Source organism: Acidisoma cellulosilyticum (assembly GCF_020621385.1).
Lineage (GTDB): Bacteria > Pseudomonadota > Alphaproteobacteria > Acetobacterales > Acetobacteraceae > Acidisoma > Acidisoma cellulosilyticum.
This window is the reverse complement of sequence record NZ_JAESVA010000003.1, coordinates 246,146-263,750: the sequence shown is the minus strand read 5'-3', so window position 1 is coordinate 263,750 and position 17,605 is coordinate 246,146. Positions and strand designations below refer to the sequence as shown.

Annotated in this window: 17 protein-coding genes; 4 read left to right on the top strand and 13 right to left on the bottom strand. The window is 62.7% G+C overall.

Going from position 1 to position 17,605, the window contains the following annotated elements:
• On the top strand, positions 1-510 hold the full coding sequence (locus tag ACELLULO517_RS09910) for a DUF2852 domain-containing protein (RefSeq protein WP_227307206.1): 510 nt from the start codon (positions 1-3) through the stop codon (positions 508-510).
• Between the two features lie 188 nt (positions 511-698).
• A complete protein-coding gene (locus ACELLULO517_RS09905; RefSeq protein ID WP_227307205.1) occupies positions 699-1,721 on the top strand; it encodes an alpha/beta fold hydrolase in 1,023 nt (340 codons plus the stop codon).
• Between the two features lie 64 nt (positions 1,722-1,785).
• Here ACELLULO517_RS09905 and ACELLULO517_RS09900 read toward each other — a convergent pair whose 3' ends face one another.
• The 3 genes from ACELLULO517_RS09900 to ACELLULO517_RS09890 all read right to left on the bottom strand — a co-directional run bounded on the left by ACELLULO517_RS09900 (position 1,786) and on the right by ACELLULO517_RS09890 (position 5,745).
• Positions 1,786-2,673, bottom strand: a complete 888-nt coding sequence (locus tag ACELLULO517_RS09900; RefSeq protein WP_227307204.1) for a LysR substrate-binding domain-containing protein — start codon at positions 2,671-2,673, stop codon at positions 1,786-1,788.
• Positions 2,674-2,808: 135 nt separating this feature from the next.
• The gene (gene galE, locus ACELLULO517_RS09895) at positions 2,809-3,828 is read right to left on the bottom strand and encodes a UDP-glucose 4-epimerase GalE (RefSeq protein WP_227307203.1); all 1,020 of its coding nucleotides are present in this window, start codon (positions 3,826-3,828) and stop codon (positions 2,809-2,811) included.
• Between the two features lie 204 nt (positions 3,829-4,032).
• Entirely contained in the window at positions 4,033-5,745 is a 1,713-nt protein-coding gene (locus ACELLULO517_RS09890; RefSeq protein ID WP_227307202.1) for a VRR-NUC domain-containing protein, read from the bottom strand.
• A gap of 38 nt (positions 5,746-5,783) precedes the next feature.
• Here ACELLULO517_RS09890 and ACELLULO517_RS09885 point away from each other — a divergent pair, with 38 nt between their 5' ends.
• Positions 5,784-6,695 (top strand): bestrophin family protein, encoded by a 912-nt coding sequence (locus ACELLULO517_RS09885; RefSeq protein ID WP_227307201.1) that lies wholly within the window; start codon positions 5,784-5,786, stop codon positions 6,693-6,695.
• A 114-nt stretch (positions 6,696-6,809) separates the two neighbouring features.
• Here ACELLULO517_RS09885 and ACELLULO517_RS09880 read toward each other — a convergent pair whose 3' ends face one another.
• The 10 genes from ACELLULO517_RS09880 to ACELLULO517_RS09835 form a co-directional block, all read right to left on the bottom strand.
• Positions 6,810-7,079: an HU family DNA-binding protein gene (locus ACELLULO517_RS09880; RefSeq protein WP_227307200.1), complete on the bottom strand. Its 270-nt coding sequence runs from the start codon at positions 7,077-7,079 to the stop codon at positions 6,810-6,812.
• Between the two features lie 233 nt (positions 7,080-7,312).
• A complete protein-coding gene (locus ACELLULO517_RS09875) occupies positions 7,313-7,792 on the bottom strand; it encodes a ribose-5-phosphate isomerase (protein ID WP_227307199.1) in 480 nt (159 codons plus the stop codon).
• Positions 7,785-9,503, bottom strand: a complete 1,719-nt coding sequence (locus tag ACELLULO517_RS09870) for a dihydroxyacetone kinase family protein (RefSeq protein ID WP_227307198.1) — start codon at positions 9,501-9,503, stop codon at positions 7,785-7,787. The genes ACELLULO517_RS09875 and ACELLULO517_RS09870 overlap by 8 nt, the downstream gene beginning before the upstream one ends.
• 72 nt (positions 9,504-9,575) lie before the next feature.
• Positions 9,576-10,547: a D-ribose ABC transporter substrate-binding protein gene (locus tag ACELLULO517_RS09865; RefSeq protein ID WP_227307197.1), complete on the bottom strand. Its 972-nt coding sequence runs from the start codon at positions 10,545-10,547 to the stop codon at positions 9,576-9,578.
• A gap of 73 nt (positions 10,548-10,620) precedes the next feature.
• Entirely contained in the window at positions 10,621-11,709 is a 1,089-nt protein-coding gene (locus ACELLULO517_RS09860; protein WP_227307196.1) for an ABC transporter permease, read from the bottom strand.
• 37 nt (positions 11,710-11,746) lie between these two features.
• Positions 11,747-13,282, bottom strand: a complete 1,536-nt coding sequence (locus ACELLULO517_RS09855; protein WP_227307195.1) for a sugar ABC transporter ATP-binding protein — start codon at positions 13,280-13,282, stop codon at positions 11,747-11,749.
• Complete coding sequence (locus tag ACELLULO517_RS09850) at positions 13,282-13,938, bottom strand: DUF2291 family protein (protein WP_227307194.1); 657 nt, start codon at positions 13,936-13,938, stop codon at positions 13,282-13,284. The genes ACELLULO517_RS09855 and ACELLULO517_RS09850 overlap by 1 nt, the downstream gene beginning before the upstream one ends.
• Positions 13,939-14,170: 232 nt before the next feature.
• On the bottom strand, positions 14,171-14,827 hold the full coding sequence (dhaL, locus tag ACELLULO517_RS09845; RefSeq protein WP_227307193.1) for a dihydroxyacetone kinase subunit DhaL: 657 nt from the start codon (positions 14,825-14,827) through the stop codon (positions 14,171-14,173).
• Between the two features lie 443 nt (positions 14,828-15,270).
• Complete coding sequence (locus ACELLULO517_RS09840) at positions 15,271-15,765, bottom strand: hypothetical protein (RefSeq protein WP_227307192.1); 495 nt, start codon at positions 15,763-15,765, stop codon at positions 15,271-15,273.
• Between the two features lie 65 nt (positions 15,766-15,830).
• Complete coding sequence (locus tag ACELLULO517_RS09835; protein ID WP_227307191.1) at positions 15,831-16,331, bottom strand: hypothetical protein; 501 nt, start codon at positions 16,329-16,331, stop codon at positions 15,831-15,833.
• Positions 16,332-16,678: 347 nt separating this feature from the next.
• Here ACELLULO517_RS09835 and ACELLULO517_RS09830 point away from each other — a divergent pair, with 347 nt between their 5' ends.
• Complete coding sequence (locus ACELLULO517_RS09830; RefSeq protein WP_227307190.1) at positions 16,679-17,575, top strand: fructose bisphosphate aldolase; 897 nt, start codon at positions 16,679-16,681, stop codon at positions 17,573-17,575.
• Positions 17,576-17,605: the final 30 nt, after the last annotated feature.

Genomic DNA, 17,605 nt, shown 5'->3' with positions numbered 1-17,605 from the left:
ATGTCTGGCGCGGCGAACCAAGGCGTTTTCGGGCAAGGCCCGACCTGGCTGCAAGATGACCGAGCCTATGCGCTCTGGCACATTTCGCGGCCTCTTCTCGTAGCGGGTGCGATTGTCAGTTTCATGCTGTGGTGGCCTCTCGGCATCGCGCTGCTGTGTCTGGCGATCTGGAACAGGCGCCTGGGGCGCGTGCTATTCGGCATGGAACCCAATGGTGGCGCCGGCGGCGGCCAGCGTTTCCGCTGTGGCGGCTGGGGCGGCGGCCGGAACGGACCCTGGGGTCAGCGCGGGGGACCGGGCGGTTCTGCCCGCCGGTCAAGCGGTAACCAGGCTTTCGATGATTACCGGACGGCGACCCTACGCCGCCTGGAGGAAGAGCAGGCGGAATTCACCAGCTTTCTGGACCGCCTGCGCTTTGCCAAGGACAAGGCGGAATTCGACCAGTTCATGGATGAGCGCCGCACAAGGCCGGAGGCAGGAGACGAGAAGGCGCCGTCCGGCGAAGGCTGACATCCGGCCGATTTCAGCTGTCGGATTGAGAATGCAAATTCTCCCATCAGGCGGTTTCGCCTGATGGGATCTGGCTTTGGGGGCGCCGGCCCGCGCCGCAAGCCGGAATCCTCGTGATGCCGCCATGTGACAGTATCATGTCATTTTTCCTATGCCGCCGCCCGTCGCGATGCTAGCCAGAAGGGATCATGCAAGACCCCCACGGCAATATCGCAGCCTTCCCGACGCCAGACCGGCTTGGTGTTCGCGCCTTCCCTGGTTTTGTTCGGGCGAAGCGCGGCAATAAAGCCTGGGCGCAGGCGGCGCGGCCGCGGAAAATCGATGGCGCTTTCGCCATGGCCGACGGCGTGATGCTGCCGTTTCGGGAATGGCTGCCGCAGGATGCGCCGCATACCGTGGTCCTCGCTTTGCACGGCATCAATGACAGTGCCGATGCCTGGGAAGCGCCGTCCGCCCATTTCACCGCCTCGGGCATCGCGATCATAGCGCCCGATCAGCGCGGCTTTGGCGCCGCACCCGGCAACGGCCACTGGCATGGAACCGAGCCGCTGGTCGCCGATGCGGAGCAGATGGTGCGGGTGGTGCGCGCGCGTTTCCCGAGGGCGAAGCTGTTCCTGGCCGGGGAGAGCATGGGCGCTGCCGTTCTGATGGTGCTCGCGGCCCGCAACCCGGACCTCGCCGTTTCCGGCTATGTGCTGAGCGCGCCGGCCGTCTGGGGCCGGACGGAAATGGCCGCACTCCATCGCCTGTCGCTGTGGTGGGCGCATAAGACGATCCCTTGGCTTCGGTTGAGCGCGGATCGGCTGGGCATCAAGCCGAGCGACAATCACGAAGCCATCAAGGCGATGCGCCACCCGAGCCTGCGGCGGCCTTCGGCCAGCATCTATGCGCTGAAGGGCCTCGCCGACCTGATGGACGCGGCCCTCGGCTCTGCCAGCCATCACCGGCCGCCGACCTTGTTCCTGTATGGCGGCAAGGACCAACTGGTTCCGAAGCGCGCCATGGCGACTTGCTGGCGGCTGGAGCAGAAGAAGCGCCGCGGCCATCGCGTGTTTGCCTATTACCCTGACGGCTATCACCTGCTGCATCGCGATCTGGCGGGCAGCACCGTCACCCTCGATGTCGTGCATTGGCTGATGAATCCCAAACAGCCTCTGCCGTCAGGCGCCCATCATCGTGCGGCGGATTGGCTGGATCGTCGCGCAGCCTGAGCTGTCTTCCGCCGATCAGCGCAGACAGGCAAACGGTCTGGCTTCCATCAAAACCTGACGGAGTCTAGATCGCGGCGGTTTTGGCACCCTCGGCCAGCAGCCAGTCCCGGAACAGCCTTGCCTGGCGACGGAGCGGAAAAGCGCTGGGCGTGATGAGATAGAAAATCCCGATCGTCTCCAAAGGCGCTGGAAAGGGCCGGACAAGTCGTCCTTGCTTCAGGAGAGGTTCGACGAACGAGCCGTGGCTGAGCGCAACCCCGATCCCTTGTTCGGCAAAGGCCATGGCCGATTCCATGGAATCGATCTGCAGGACCGATGTTTCCGCGTGGGGCACAATCTTCGCCAGCGCCAACCACTCGGACCAGCCCCGCCTTTGCCCGGCGACATGCAGCAGATGCTCGGTCGCCAGGTCTTTCGGCGTGTTCAGGCAGCCAGCGATCTGTGGTCCGCAGACCGGGAAAATGGGATCATCCATCAGCGCGATTGCGTCCAGCCCGGGCATGCGGTCGCTGTCGAAGCTGACCTCGATATCGAACTCATCCCAATCGGTGTCGATACCCTGCACGAAGGGAGCGATTTGCAGGGATATTTCGGGATAGCTGGACAGGAAGGCTTTGATGCGCGGGGCCAGCCAGTAGGAGACGAAGCCGGGTTCGGCCCGCAGCCTGACGGCGCCTTCGCTGCCGGAGCCGAAAATATCGGAGGTGCCGAGCCGAAGCCGCTCAAGGCTTTCGCGCACGACGCGCAGATAGGCCTCTCCCGCATCCGTCAGCCGCACGGCGCGTGGCAGGCGCACGAACAAACGCTCGCCCAGCTGCTGTTCCAGCATGCGCATATGCTGGCTGACGCCGGCCTGAGTAAGCCCCAGTTCCAACGCTGCCTTGGTGAAGCTGAGCAGCCGGGCCGAGGCTTCAAAGCTCCGGACCCAGTTGAGGTTAAGCGCGCGCCTCAATTAAGACCTCGTAGTCAGGATTATCCTGGGGATTTCAGTGCCTAGATAGGCACGGCTGACCAGGGTCGCGCAAGGGCGCCGCGCGCAAAGGGAAAAGCGCCCAAGCCGGCAGGATAGAAGCGGCAGACTAACTCGTTAGACCAGGGCAGCCTCGACCGGCTTGCGGTCATTATAGCCCTTGGCATGAGAGTCCCGCCAACGGAAGGCGGTTTCCACCACGGCGTCGAGATCCGTATAGCGCGGTGACCAGCCGGTATCGGCACGCAGCGCTTCGGCACCCGCGATCAGCACGGCCGGATCCCCCAATCGTCTTGGCGCTTGATAGGCCGGAACCGGCCGGCCTGCGATGCGGCTGACGGATGAGATGATTTCCGTCACCGAATAGCCGCGCCCGGTGCCGACATTGTAGCGCACGCTGCGATGGGTCAGCTGGTCCAGAACGCGGATATGGGCATCGGCCAGATCCTCGACATGGATATAGTCGCGAATGCAGGTGCCGTCCGGTGTCGGATAGTCGTCACCGAAGATGGCGAGAGCCTGACGACGCTCAAGAACCGCGTCGATCGCCAGCGGGATCAGATGAGTTTCCGGGTCGTGGTCTTCACCGATCCGGCCGCGCGCGTCGGCGCCGGCCGCGTTGAAGTAGCGCAGGCAAGCGCTGCGCAAGCCGTAGATTTCATTGGCCCAATGCAAGGCGCGCTCGATCATGAACTTGCTTTCGCCGTAGGGCGAATGCGGCTCGATGCGCACGGCCTCATCGATCGGAATACGCTCCGGCGTGCCAAAGAGATTGGCCGTAGAGGACAGAACGAAGCGCGAGACCTTATGGCGCACGCAGGCCTCGATAAGCTTCATGCCGTTGACGCCATTGTCGAGCAGATACTTGAAGGGAAGCTTCATGCTCTCCCCGACCAGTGACAGTGACGCGAAGTGAAACACGGCATCCCAGGGGCCGTCGCCCAGAATGTCGTCAACCGCCCTGCTATCCGAGAGATCCGCCACGACAAGCTTGGCGCCGGGCAGCACCGCCGCCCGATGGCCCAGCGAGAGGTTGTCGAGCACGGTGACATCGGCGTCCCGCTCCAGAAGAGCGGCGACGAGATGGCTGCCGACGAAGCCGGCGCCCCCGGTCACCAGAAAGCGCTTACGGGGCATGGGCAAGAGACCTCGTTACAGAATTGGCTGATGCAGTGCAGCATAGCTCTAGCAACCGGTTCCTCGCGACGTCAATCAGCAGAAACGGTAGCAAGGCTTCGGTCTAAATAGGTAAGAAGATGCCAGACTAAGTTAGATCGGAAAACCTCTGTGGATTTTTTGATATTAAAACGATCTGAATGAAAATTAGAGCGCGTTGATGCGTCAGGCTTGCAAAACATTATCGATATGGACGCAAATGCCGCTTTTCTTGAAGAACACAAGCCATTCATATTGCGCTGCCGATAGTTGATCCGTCTTGGATTTTACTTCAACAAAACTGTAATCCTCGGCGGTCCAGAGAAACAGATCCGGGAAGCCACGCCCATGGTGGAGCACATCCTGCGCCATGCGTCGAAGCACCGAAACAAGGCCGGGACGTGGCAATCGGTCTATCAGGATCAGCACGTAGGTCAGAATATCGTCCTGCCAAGGAACGAACGGATTCGTCAAACCGCGTTTGAGATTAAAGGTCGATGTCGCAACGAATTGCGCCTCGCGATCTTGCTGCAAGTCTATCAAGCGCTTCTCGATCAGGCTTTCCCGGCGGGCGAAAAAATCGCGATCATAAAGATCGGATGGCGCCGTTTGCAGCGGAGAATGGAAAGTACCCAGGCCGGGATCGTAGATGATATCCCAGAACAGAAGGCCGAAAGTCGCGTTCCATAGCCAATTTTCGGCATGAACGCCGTCCCAGCCGAGAGCGCGGTAATGGGCGAGTGTTGCCGATTCAACCGAAACGAACGTGGTCTGCAATTGGACGACGCGGCCGAGTTTTTGCAGGCTGCGGGCATCGCTCGTCCGGCGGTCTTGGGTCAGCCGACGCAGCAGGTGTCGCGCCGCATAGGCTTCGTCCGAGTTGCGCGGCGCTTCCGCCATGGCTTCGGCAAGCTGGGTCGCCTCCGCGCGGCGGCCTTCCTTGATGAGAAGCCGGGCCTGCCGGTCTCGGGTCATGCCATGCTGGCTCGTGGCATAGAGGGCGAGGGCCAGGGCAGGCTCGCCTTCCCGCTCCAGCCTCCGTCCCAGCCGGTCGATCAGGCGGTCGAAGCTCTCCTGGCCGGCTGCCAGGGCGTCACGGGTGACGCCCTGGTGTTGCCACCAATACAGGGTGTCACGAGCGCTTTGCACGCCCCTGATGGTTCGGAATTCGGCATAGAGACCCGCCATATGGAAGGCGTCCCGGGCTTCGGCGCGGCTGCGGAAAAGGGGCGCGAGCTGATCAGGCGCGATGTCTTCGGGGGTCAGAAAGCCAAGCTCGCGGATCACGAAATCGGACAGGTTGTCCCGCAATTCGCCGAAAAACAGGAAACGCAGGAAATTCCAGGGGTCCGTCTCGCCCAGGCGGATCACCCGGTAGCGACCGAGAAGGGTGCGGAGAAGGTCCGTTTGACCGTCCGATGCGTGCAGCCAGTCCAGCAGCGCCGCGCGCCGGTTTGGCGGTGAAACACCTTGGCGCCGCAACTCGGTCGTCAGCTCAGGCAGGGTAAAGCAACGCAGGAGAGGGCGCTTGTCGCCTAAATCCTTATCCGGTGAGCATCCCCGCAACAGCCGCGCATTTTGCAACTCCGCCAATGCCGTCTCCAGCATCGGCAACTCAGGATAGCTTAGCTTGTCCACCCGAAAACAGGGACCGCGGCGATTGACAAGCCGGGCATAGAGCATCCGCGACGGTTGGCTCAACCCATGCAGGCAATCGATATGCTGGCGCTCTGCGTCCGACAGCAGAAAGCCGTAGCGGCTCGCCACGGAGCAGAGCACCTGCGTGAAATGCTCAAGATAATAGGGGCCGGTCTCGGCTTGCCTTGGGGCAGGATCCCGAGGATGACTAGTCGCCTGATCAAACTGCCCGGACTGGCCCGGCTCGGCACCGCCGCGCATCAGGTCACCCAATCACTCGTTAAAAGCAGATCCTGCCTATGATCGTCCGCCCTCATCCCCATCCCCTGAGCCTGCTCTTCATCCTGCGCGGGTCGATTATCCATGCGATCATCGGAGAGCTGGTTGTCGTGCTGGGGGCCGCCGCTCTCATCACCGGGTTCTACCATTTCAGGCCGATGCTGTTTTCCGGCATCAGCCTCGCGCCTTTCACCCTGCTGGGTCTGGCACTCTCGATCTTTCTCGGTTTCCGCAATAATGCCTGTTACCAGCGCTGGTGGGAAGCGCGGCAGCAATGGGGACGATTGATCGCCGAGACGCGGTCCTTCATGCGCGATCTTCGGGCTGTCCTGCCAGACCGGGACGACCGGACGCGGCGTCTCGGGCGCCGCATCGTGGGCTTCGCTCACGCTTTGCGCTGCCAGCTGAGAGGAGAGAGGGTCGAGGCTGCCCAGCCCTGGCTGCCGGCCGGCGAATGGCTGGGTCTCGCGGGGCTCAGAGGCAAGCCGAGCGAAATCCTCAATCTCCAGGCACAGGAATTGGCGGATGCGCTGCGCGCCGGTGAGATCACCGATATCCTGTATCGGGTCTTTTCCGAGCGTCTGGCGACGATGGGCAATATCCAGGCTGCCTGCGAAAGGCTGCAGTCCACGCCGACGCCTTTTGCCTATACCTTGCTTCTGCACCGCACCGCCTGGCTCTTTTGCCTGCTGACGCCGATCGGCATCGTCTCCACCCTGGGATGGCTGACACCCTTGGCAACGGTCGTTCTGGCCTATGCGTTTTTTGGACTTGATGCGCTGGGGCAGGAGCTTCAGGAACCCTTCGAGCGCACCGCCAATGCCGTGCCGCTGGATGCGCTTGTGCGCATCATCGAAATTTCTGTTCTGGAAGCATTGGGAGAGACAGAGATTCCGGAACCCTTGCTGCCGCAGGATTTCGTTCTGCTCTGACGATTGGTGACGTGCCAATGATCGGCGTTGCAATAGGCCGCTGATCGGGCCTGGATCGGCGACCCCTCGGACCTTTACAGGCTCCGGGGCCGCCGCATGGGGCGTTTGAAGCCCTCAGACGTCCTTCTTCAGGGACGGGCTCGCCTTGAAGCGGACGGTCTTGCCCGCCTTCACCTTCACGGGCTCGCCGGTGCGCGGGTTCAGAGCCTTGCGGGCCTTGGTCTTCTTCACCGTGAAGGTGCCGAACGACGGCAGGGTGAAGCCGCCGGTCGTCTTCAGCTGATGCACGATCGAATCAACAAGGGCGCTCGCGGCACGGTTCGCGGCCACACCGGTGCAATCAAGAGACTCCTGAAGAACGGAGGCGAGGAAGGCTTTGCTCATGTCTCAATATCCTGAGTTTGACGGGAGCCGCCCCTAAATTAGTTTCCGGCACCGTGCAAGCCCTACCGGGATTCAGAGAATGCTGGCTAGGCCTGCGTCTATCGCGTAGCGACCGAAACTTGGCAGTGGCATAGGGCAGCGGTCCGGTTTCATTCAGGATGATGCCTGGAACCGGACAAGAAAAAGGGGACCTGTCGGGTCGACAGGTCCCCTCGGAACGGCTCTCGATCAGATCAGCAATTGCTGGCATCGCCCGATTCGTAGGCGCTGATGGCTGCCACTTTGGCAGCCGAGGCCGAGCTTTCATCGAAGCGATGCGCGAGCCATTCGCGGACCAGGACGCGGGCGACCTCCAGGCCGATGACGCGTTCGCCGAGGCAAAGAACCTGAGCGTTATTGCTCAGGATGCCGCGTTGGACGGAATAGACGTCATGGGCGGTGACGGCGCGAATGCCGGGCACCTTGTTGGCGCTGATGGCGACACCGAGGCCGGTGCCGCAGATCAGCAGCGCGCGGTCGGCGCGGCCTTCGGCGACCATGCGCGCGCCCGCGACGGCGATGTGCGGATAGGCTGTCTTCTCATCGCCGGTGACACCGATATCGATGACTTCAGCGACACGTGGGTCTTTCCGCAAGTCTGCACCCAGCGCCTCGCGGAAGCGGATACCGGCGTCATCGCATCCAATGACGATGGTGAATTTCTGCTCAGACATCGGTTTCTCCCATGAATTCCAGAACCACGCGGCTGCAAAGCGCGAAAGACACGGCCCCGGCATCGGGGTGGCCGAGACTGCGCTCGGCCAGAGGACGTGCTCGCCCCAGGCGCGGGATCAGTTGCTTCGTCTGTTCGGCGCCCTGTGCCGCCGCGGCGACGCCTGCTGCCCAGGCACTGGTTGCAGACTGACCATCGGCCAGTGCGGCATTCAGGGCTTCCACGAAGGGCAGGAAGGCGTCGACAAGGGTCTTGTCGCCCGGACGCGCGCGACCGAGCGTGAGCACGCTGTTCAAGGCCTGCTCGGCCGCCCGCCCGACAGCGGCGCTGTCGACCGTCTGCTGGTCGCTCAACGCCTGGCTGGCGGCAAGCAGCCCAAGACCCCAGATGGCGCCTGACGTGCCGCCGGCACGGTCGGCCCAGGCATTGGCGGCGGAGGCAAGAACCGTCGCGGCCCCGGCCCCGGCATCGGCTGCCTGACGGGCCGCTGCCGCACCGGCGCCGGAGCCACGGGCCATGCCCTGGCCATGATCGCCGTCACCGGCTTGCGCATCGATACGGCCCAGTTCCGCTTCGGCCTCTTTCAAAGCGTCGGCGAGACGGGCGAATCCGATCGCGATTCGCTGACCGTCTGCCTGCGATTCGGGGGCGCCCGCGGTGATCGGCGCCGCGGCCTCTTCGGCTGTCTGCTCATCCGCGGCCGCCGGTTCAGAGCGGATTTGGCCGACCGTCAGCACGGCCGTGTCACAGGGGGCACGCCAGAAGGCTTCCAACTCGTCGTCCAGCCAGGTCAAGGTCAGCGAACAGCCTTCCATATCGAGGCTGGTGACATATTCGCCGACGAGCGGCGATACAGGCACCAGCCCATGGGCGTGGAGCTTGTCGGCGACGCTGGTCCAGAGAACGAAGAGTTCTTCCTGCTTGGTGCTGCCGAGTCCGTTCAGGATGACAGCGACACGCGCGTTGCTGTCCGAGGGCGCTTCCTGCACCAGCCGGTCCACCAGCAAAGCGGCCAAAGCGGCGGCGGGCAAAATGGGGCTTTCGGAAATACCCGGCTCGCCATGGATGCCGAGGCCGATCGCCATTGTTCCGTCAGGCACGGTGAAAAGCGGGCCATCCGCGCCCGGCAGCGTGCAGCCGCCGAAGGCGACACCGAAGGACCGCGTGCGGTCATTGGCGCGACGCGCGACGCGCTCAACCTCATCGATCGGAAGGCCAGCCTCGGCGGCGGCACCAGCGATCTTGAAGACAGCCACATCGCCCGCGACGCCGCGGCGCTTGGCCAATTCATCGGCTGATGCGCTGGCAATGTCATCGGTGATCGCCAGGGTGCGGGCGTCGATGCCGGCACTGCGCAGCCGCTCGGCGGCGGCACCGAAATTCAGAACGTCACCGGCGTAATTGCCGTAGCCCAGAATGACGCCGCCGCCGCGATGCGCTTTCGCCGCGACATCATGGACCAGACGGGTGGAGGGGGAGGCGAAGACATCGCCGGCGACGGCACCGTCCGCCAGGCCCGGCCCGACATAGCCGGCGAAGGCCGGGTAATGTCCGCTGCCGCCGCCGATGACGAGGGCGACTTTGCCGCGCTCGGTCGCCGTGGCGCGCAGCACGCCGCCGGGGGTCGGGCGCACCAGACGGGCGTGGATGTCACAGAAACCCTGAAGTGCCGCACTCGCGAAAACTTCAGGATCGTCGAAAAGATGGGTCATGGGAATAATCTGCCCAAAGCGAAGTATCAGCCAGTCCGGGAGCATCGCGGTGCGATGCCCCCGGCATGCGGCTTACTGCTTCAGCGTGAAGGGAGCGACGAAGTCGTTGACGTTATCCTTGGTGACGAGGATGCAGTCGAACAGCTGCTTTTCAGCCGCAGCACCGGTCTTGCCCGTCTTGAGGAAGCTGTCGGCTTCGTCCACGGCCTTCTTGGAGAAGATCGCGACGGGCTGCAGAACGGTATATTGCAGTTCACCGGCCTTGATGGCGGCAACCGCGTCCGGCGAGCCGTCGAAGCCGCCGACCTTGATCGTGCCGATCTTGCCGGCTTCCTTCAGGGCGGCGATGGCGCCGAGCGCCATTTCGTCATTGCCGCTGATGACGCCGATGATGTCCGGATGCGCCTGCAGCATGCTCTGCATCTTGTCATGGCCCTGGGTGCGATCCCAATTCGCGACCTGGGAAGCGGTCTTCACCAGACCCGGATATTGGCTCAGCACCGTCTCATAGCCATTGGAACGGGTGGCGGCATTGTTGTCGGACGGTGCGCCGAGCAACTCGGCATAATTGCCCTGCTGACCGACGTCCTTGACCCATTCCTGCGCACCGAGGGCCGCACCCTGGGCATTGTTGGAGACGAGCTGCGCCTTGGCGAGGCCCTGCTGGTTGATCTCGGCATTGACGAGGAAGACGGGAATGCCGGCGGCAACCGCCTTCTTCACCGCGCCGATCGAGCCGGAGGCATTGGCGGGGTCGAGGATGATCGCGACCGACTTATTGGTGATCGCGGTGTCGATCAGGTTGCTTTCGATATTCGTATCGCCCTTGTTGGCCGAGACGGTCGCCTTATAGCCCAGCGCCTGCGCTTCGGCGGCGGCGACCTTGCCTTCGGTCAGCCAGTAGTTATTGGCCGGGTCGTTGACGATGATCGAGATCAGACCGCCGGCGGCGTGCGCGGCGGTCGGCGCCATCAGGGCGCCGGCGACAAGCGGGGTGGCCAAGGTCATGGCCGTCAGCATCCAGGCTTTGGTCTTCTTGGACATGGTCGTTCCCTTTGTTGGTTGCAGGCTTTGCCGGTAGGCCGGCTATTCTCTCATCGTCTCGGTCTGGCCTGGGTCAGGCGGGCTTGCCGGTTTGCTGAGGAGAAGCTTTGGGCGCGGGTTTGGCGCGCTTCTTGTACTGAACGGCATTCAGCAGCACCGCGAGGACGATGACGCCGCCGGTGAAAACCGTCTGCCAGTAGGAGGAGATGCCGATGATGACGAGACCGTCGGACAGGAAGCCGATGACGAAGGCGCCGAGCAGCGTGCCACGGATATTGCCGCGACCGCCCGTTAGTGCCGCGCCGCCGATGACGACCGCCGCGATCGCCGTCAGTTCGTAGGAGGTGCCGGCGGTGGGACCGGCCGAGGTCAGCTGCGACGACAGGATCAGCCCGGCGACGGCGGCACAGATACCGGACAGCATATAGACCATGATCTGCACGCGCTTGGTCGGCACGCCCGACAGTTCGGCCGCACGCTCGTTCCCGCCGGAGGCATAGAGCCAGCGACCGAAGGCGGTGCGGTTCAGCACCAGGCTGCCGATAATGCCGATCAGGATCATCACCAGCACGCCGATAGGGATGTTGAACAGGCGGTTGAAGCCCAGCCAGTTGAAGCCGGTATTGCCGAGATCGGCCTGGCCGCTGAGATTATTGTAGGTGAGGCCGTTGGTGATCAGCAGGGCGATGCCGCGCACCACATACATGACGCCCAAGGTCGCGACGAAGGCCGGCACCCGAAAGCGGGCGATCAGCACGCCGTTGACGAGGCCGACCACCGCGCCGAGCGCGCAGGACAGCACAACCACCACCCATACGGATGGGTAGAGCGTCACGCCCAGCGCCTTCAGCGTCACGCCCTGCATCAGGAAGCCGGCGATGATGCCGGACAGGCCGAGGGTGGAGCCGACCGACAGATCGATGCCGCCGTTCAGGATCACCAGCAGCATGCCCATGGCGAGGATGGCGTAGATCGCGACATGCGACGCCATCGTCAGGAAGTTGCTCGCCGAAAAATAATAGGGCGAGAGGAAGGAAAAGACCGCGATGATCGCGATCAGCGCAAAGAAGGCACGGCCCTTCAGCAGCATCTGACCGATATCGAACCCGTCGCTGAAAAGACCCGATCGGCTGCGCTGGAGCGTCTGGCTGGAGTTGCTCATGATGTGTTCCGCTATTCTCTGCGATCTAATTGGGCGATCAGGCGACCACGGCTTCGCCGGAGGCGGCCATGATCTCTTCCTTGGTGGCGTCGGCGCTGAATTCGGCGGCGATCTTGCCGCGGCTCATGACGATGATGCGATGCGCGATGCTGAGGCATTCGCCCACTTCGGAGGTCGAGTAGACGACGGCGAGGCCGGTCTTCGCGCGCTCGGCCAGAAGTTTGAAGACTTCCGCTTTGGCGCCGACATCGATGCCGCGGCTGGGCTCGTCCAGTATGATGACGCGCGGATTGGTTGCCAGCATCTTGCCGATCACGACTTTCTGCTGATTGCCACCAGAGAGCGAGCCGATGGGGGCGTCGCCGCCCGAGGTCTTCACGGTCACCGCCTTGATCGATTGCTGGATGAGGTTGCGCTCAAGACCGGTCGACAGGAAAAGGCCGCGCACGAAATTGGTGATGCTGGCGAGCGAGAGGTTCTCACCCACCGACATGGTCTGCACCAGCCCGTCACGCTGCCGGTCTTCCGGCACCAGCGCCAAGCCCTCGGCGATGCGCTGCGCAATCGTCAGGCGTGAGACCTCGTGGCCTTCGAGCATGATCTGGCCGCCAATTTTCGGCACGCGGCCGGCGATGCATTCCAGCAATTCCGTGCGGCCGGCACCCATCAATCCGTAGATGCAGACGATCTCACCGGCGCGGACGTCGAGCGACAGGTGATCGACGACGAAGGTGCCGGCGAGCGCGCCGGCAACGCTGACGTCACGGATGGAGAGCGCCACTTCGCCGAAATCATAGCCTGTGGGCGGCGAGCCGAGGTCGAAATTCTCGCCCACCATATTGCGGACGATCCATTCCAGATCGATATCTTTCGCGTCCGCCGTGGCGGTGATGTTGCCGTCGCGCAGAACCACCGCGTAGTCGGTGATCTGCAAAGCCTCTTCCAGGTGATGCGAAATATAGACGATGGAGACACCGCGGCCGGTGAGATCACGGATGACCTTGAACAGCACTTCGACTTCGCTGGCGCTGAGCGCGGAGGTCGGTTCATCCATGATCAAGATGCGGCTATCGACCGAGAGGGCGCGGGCGATTTCCACGATCTGCTGCTGGCCGAGCCGCAGCTCCTCGACCGGGGTCAGCGGGTCGATCTCCTCCTCCAGCTCTTCCATCAGGCTCTGCGCCTGGCGCGCTTCCTCGGCGAAATTGACGCCGGTCGGCGTCATGATTTCGCGGCCCATGAAAATATTGTCGCGCACGCTGAGATTGGGGGCGAGGCTGAGTTCCTGGTGGATGATGGAAATGCCGTGATCGCGCGCATCGGTCGAATTCGCGAAATGGATCGGCTTCCCGTCGAGCGTGATCGCACCGCTGGTGGGGGAGATGACGCCGGACAGGATCTTCATCAGCGTCGACTTGCCGGCGCCGTTTTCGCCGAACAGCGTCGTCACCTTGCCCCGATGGATATCGAAATTCACACCCTTCAGCGCATGGGTATTGCCGTAGGATTTGACGACATTGCGGGCCGACAGAACGATATCGGGCGCGAGGTAGGATGCGGGCAGTTGATCCATCACTGCACCGCGACCTTGACCGGGGTGATGAGCCAGCTGTTCGGCACGACATACTGGAAGGCGCCGGTGATGCTGACTGTCTTGCCGGTCAGGTCCTTGGCATCGATATTGGCCAGAACATGCTTCTTGATCTCGTTATTCAGCGATGATCCGGCATTCTGATAATCGATCTGATTGGTGAACTGGCTGAAATCGATCTTGCCTGTCGCGTCGCGCACGGCGGTGCCGTTGACCGCCGGGCCCATCTGCACGCGGACGATCAGGTTATCCGGCACGCCCGCGATCTTCATGAAATAGACGCCGAAATTGCCCTTGCCGACGGTCGCCGTGAACTTGACCGAATATTCGGTTCCGATATCGGCTGGGATGCCATATTGCTTTCCGGCCGCCGTCGGGTCCTTGGCGATGGCGGCGGCAAGCGTTGCGGCATCCACCGCACGCGCCTCGATATCGGCCTGCACTTTGGGGAATTGCGCTTGGCCGTAGGTCGCGGGGTCGAAAGCGCCGGGCGTGGCGTCAGCCTGGCTGCCGATTTTCACGACCTTCGTGTTCAGCGCCATGGCGGCAAGAAGCACGACCACGACAGCGCCGGCGATGATGCGGCCGCGTGTGGGGGACGTGCGGGTGACGGTAGGGGAGGCTGTATTTGCGCTCATGACATCAAACCGTATGGGAAATGGGGCAGGTCACCGCTTGACCCGGCCCCGCGCGCAGCGCGGCCGGCAGGCGGCATGAAGAGGCGCGTCATGACTATACGCATCCCAGGACATCTCTATTCTTTTGGCGGGCAAACGAGACAAGGCCCGCAAGCAAAAAAGGACTGGGGACTTGCGCCCCTTCTTGTCGGATCGAAGACGGTAAAGGGCGGGAATAACCCGCCCTTTTTAGTCAGACGGCGAGCTGTTTGATCAGCCCTGCAGCCAGGGTTTCCAGAATCATGTCGCAGGAGGCCGCACCGGCATCCAGCGTGCCACGCGACCGCTCACCCAGGCGGCTGGCGCGACCGACTTTGGCCACCATGTCGCGTGTCGCTTCCAAACCGGCGGCGGCAGCGGTCTGCAAAGCCTGCAGCGCCTCGGAAAAGCTTTTGCCCTGGGCGATTGCGTCATCAAAAGCCGTGCGGGCGGGCGCCAGAACATCGACCAGCGTTTTGTCGCCCGGCTTCGCTTCGCCCAGGCTTTGAATGGCCGCAAGACCGGCGGCCAGCATGGCGGAAAAATCCGCAGCCGTCAGGATGTCCTTGCCGTCCAGCACTTCGCTCATGTCGGTGAAGAACGTGCCGTAAAGCGGCCCCATGGAGCCGCCGATATCGCTGAGCAGCGTATCGCCGAGAAGGGCGAGACCTTCCGGCAGCGTAAAGGATGGCAAAGCGCGCAGACGCTCACCGGCGATGCGGAAGCCCTTGCCCATATTGACGCCGTGGTCGCCGTCGCCGGTCTGCCCGTCGATTTCGCTCAGCTTGCCTTGCTCGCGGACGATGATGTCCACGAGGTCGTACATAACTGGGGCGGCCGTCGTCAGATTGACGGTAGAAGCGTCGCTCACGGCTGTTTATCCGCCGAAATTTTGTGCTGCCTCTGCATATGAGGACCGCCTCCCATTATCATCATTAGTTGCCGCCATTCTCTGTTGGCTGCGGGCAAATGTCAACTAGCCGGAGCACATGCGCAGTCGTGATCCTGGATGGAATCATCCTTCTATCCGGGGCGAGCGGCGGTTTTGGCCGGAACTCTGCCTTTCGATCCGGTTTTAGTGGTGTGATCGCCCTTCTGGCCGAGCGCTATTGCATCATAAAGGGTGAACGTGTGAGCGGGTTCTGAGATTTTGCTCTGCACAATATTGGTCCGGATGGCGGGCATTTCGCCCAAAAAACAAAACCGCGGCAGCCTGTTGGGCTGCCGCGGCGTCTTGCTCTGCCGATAAAAGGGTTAGGTGAAGACGAGCGACAGCGCCTCCGGCTGCCCTGTCCTATCCCGCTATCACCAGTATCAATGGATGGCGAGGGAAGAGGGGCTGACCGAGACGGCCTGCCAGCGCCGACCCGGCGATGCGGCGACGGTTGCACCATTGAACAAATGACCGCCGTCGGACAGGGCGATCGCGACGCGATTGGCATGGTCGCATCCGGCCATCGCCGCGAATTCGGTGGTGATCCGCGCAAGCTTCTCGAAAGCCTCCTCGTGCTGCTCGCGTTGCTGCAGCGCGAAGACATCGATCAAGGCCGCTTCGTCCTCGCTGAACATGGCATTGCAGACGCAGTTCACTTCCAGGCTGCGGTTGGCGCCGCGGCTGAGGGCCTGCATGAAATGATCGAGATGGAAACAGGCTTCCGATGCGCGGAGCTGGTCGAAAACACCCTGGATGCTGTCGCTGACGTCACGCCTGCGGCAATGCCCGAGCACCCAGGCCCGCATCGTCCATAGCAGGCTGTTTTCAAGCTGCGGCAGATTATCGCAGAGGCCAACATATCTGTTCATGAGCATGGCGAAAAATCCTTGTCAGACCGACACGGCGATGATCGAGGTTCGGAGAGGAGGGATAGCGGCCTTCAGGGCCACATGACGTCGGCGCGATCCCAGACAGCGCTGCGGCGGCGGGCGACCGACAGCGCCGGGCCAGGCAGCCGGCTGCATTCACTTTCGGGTTTCGGCAGCCAATAGCCGTGGGTCGCCAGCACGGCCCCCAGCATCGCTGCCGCATCGGCAATGGCAGGCACCAGCGCGGGATGGGGGGAAAGGGTCGCCGCAAGCTCCGCCAGGATTGCGTCATCCTCTGCCTGCGCGGCGGCGGCGGCCCGCAGCAGATGGCGTTCTTCGAGGGTCGTCCACACCTGGCCGGGCGGCGCGATATCGAGGCCGATGCCACGCTGTTCCGCGACAGTCCAATTGATGTCGCGGAACAGCGTGCTGATGGCGTGCAGGTCCCGCCAGTGGTCCTGGTGAGCGGTCATCCAGACGCTGAAGGGCGCGCCCGGTCCACGCTTGGCGCAACGGATCGTCCACAGCGCCAGCTGTTCGGCCTGACTGCCCTTCTCATAGATATCCGTCATGATTCGCCTCTATCGCAGAATGGTCAGCGGCATGTCGCAGGGCTGGATCACATAAATTTGCGAACGATTCGCAATTGCAGACTAACCGTCACGCAAGTCGCTCGTCAAGGAATGATAGTGATAATCATTATCAATGTTTTGGCGAGCGGGATGTAAGGTCAGCCAAGCCCTGCGCTCATGGCGGCAAGGGTAGGGCGCTTTAGGCCAAGCCTTCCCAGTGTCTCAGCCGGGAGAGCAAGATTGCAGGGCCAGGATGCCTATGCCAAAACCCTGAGACGCTTGGACGGGGCGTTCGATCGCAACGACGACCTGTTTGTCCCTCGTGACCGCTCTCAAGGATCGTGATCATGGCCGATGAAAAAATGCTGACGCAGATGACTCAGAAAGGCGGCTTCATTGCCGCGCTGGATCAAAGCGGCGGCTCCACCCCTGGGGCCCTGCGGGCATACGGCATTCCGGAAAGCGCCTATAGCGGCGATGCCGAAATGTTCCAGCTGATGCATGAGATGCGCGTCCGTATCATGACGGCGCCCGCTTTCACCGGCGACAAGGTGATCGGCGCCATCCTGTTTGAGAAGACAATGGATGGTGAGGCCGAAGGCAAGCCAGTACCGTCCTTCATGTGGGAAGACCGCGGCGTCGTTCCCTTCCTGAAAATGGACAAGGGCCTGGAAGCCGAGGCCGATGGCGTCAGCCTGATGAAGCCGATCCCCGGCCTGGACCCGCTGCTGGAACGCGCGGTGAAGCTTGGCGTCTTCGGCACCAAGATGCGCTCGACCGTCAACCTGGCCTCTCCCACCGGCATTGCCGCCATCGTGGCCCAGCAGTTCGAAATTGCGGCGCAGATTTCGGCCCATGGGCTGATGCCGATCATCGAGCCGGAAGTGTCGATCAAAAGCCCGCAAAAGGCCGAAGCCGAAGCGCTGCTGCAGGACGAAATTCTGAAGGCGCTGGACGCCTTGCCGTCCGGTAAGCAGGTCATGCTGAAGCTGACCATCCCGACTGTCGCGGATTTCTACAAGCCGCTGGTCGATCACGCCAAGGTCGTGCGGGTCGTGGCGCTGTCGGGTGGCTATTCGCGCACTGATGCCTGCGAGCATCTGGCCGCCAATCACGGCATGATCGCGAGCTTCTCCCGCGCGCTGACCGAAGGCCTGACCAAGCAGATGGACGACGCGACCTTCAACGCGGCCATCGGCGACGCGATCGCGGAAATCTATACGGCTTCGACCGTCAAGGTCTGATCCAAAGCCACCTGGTTTCACGTGAAAAAG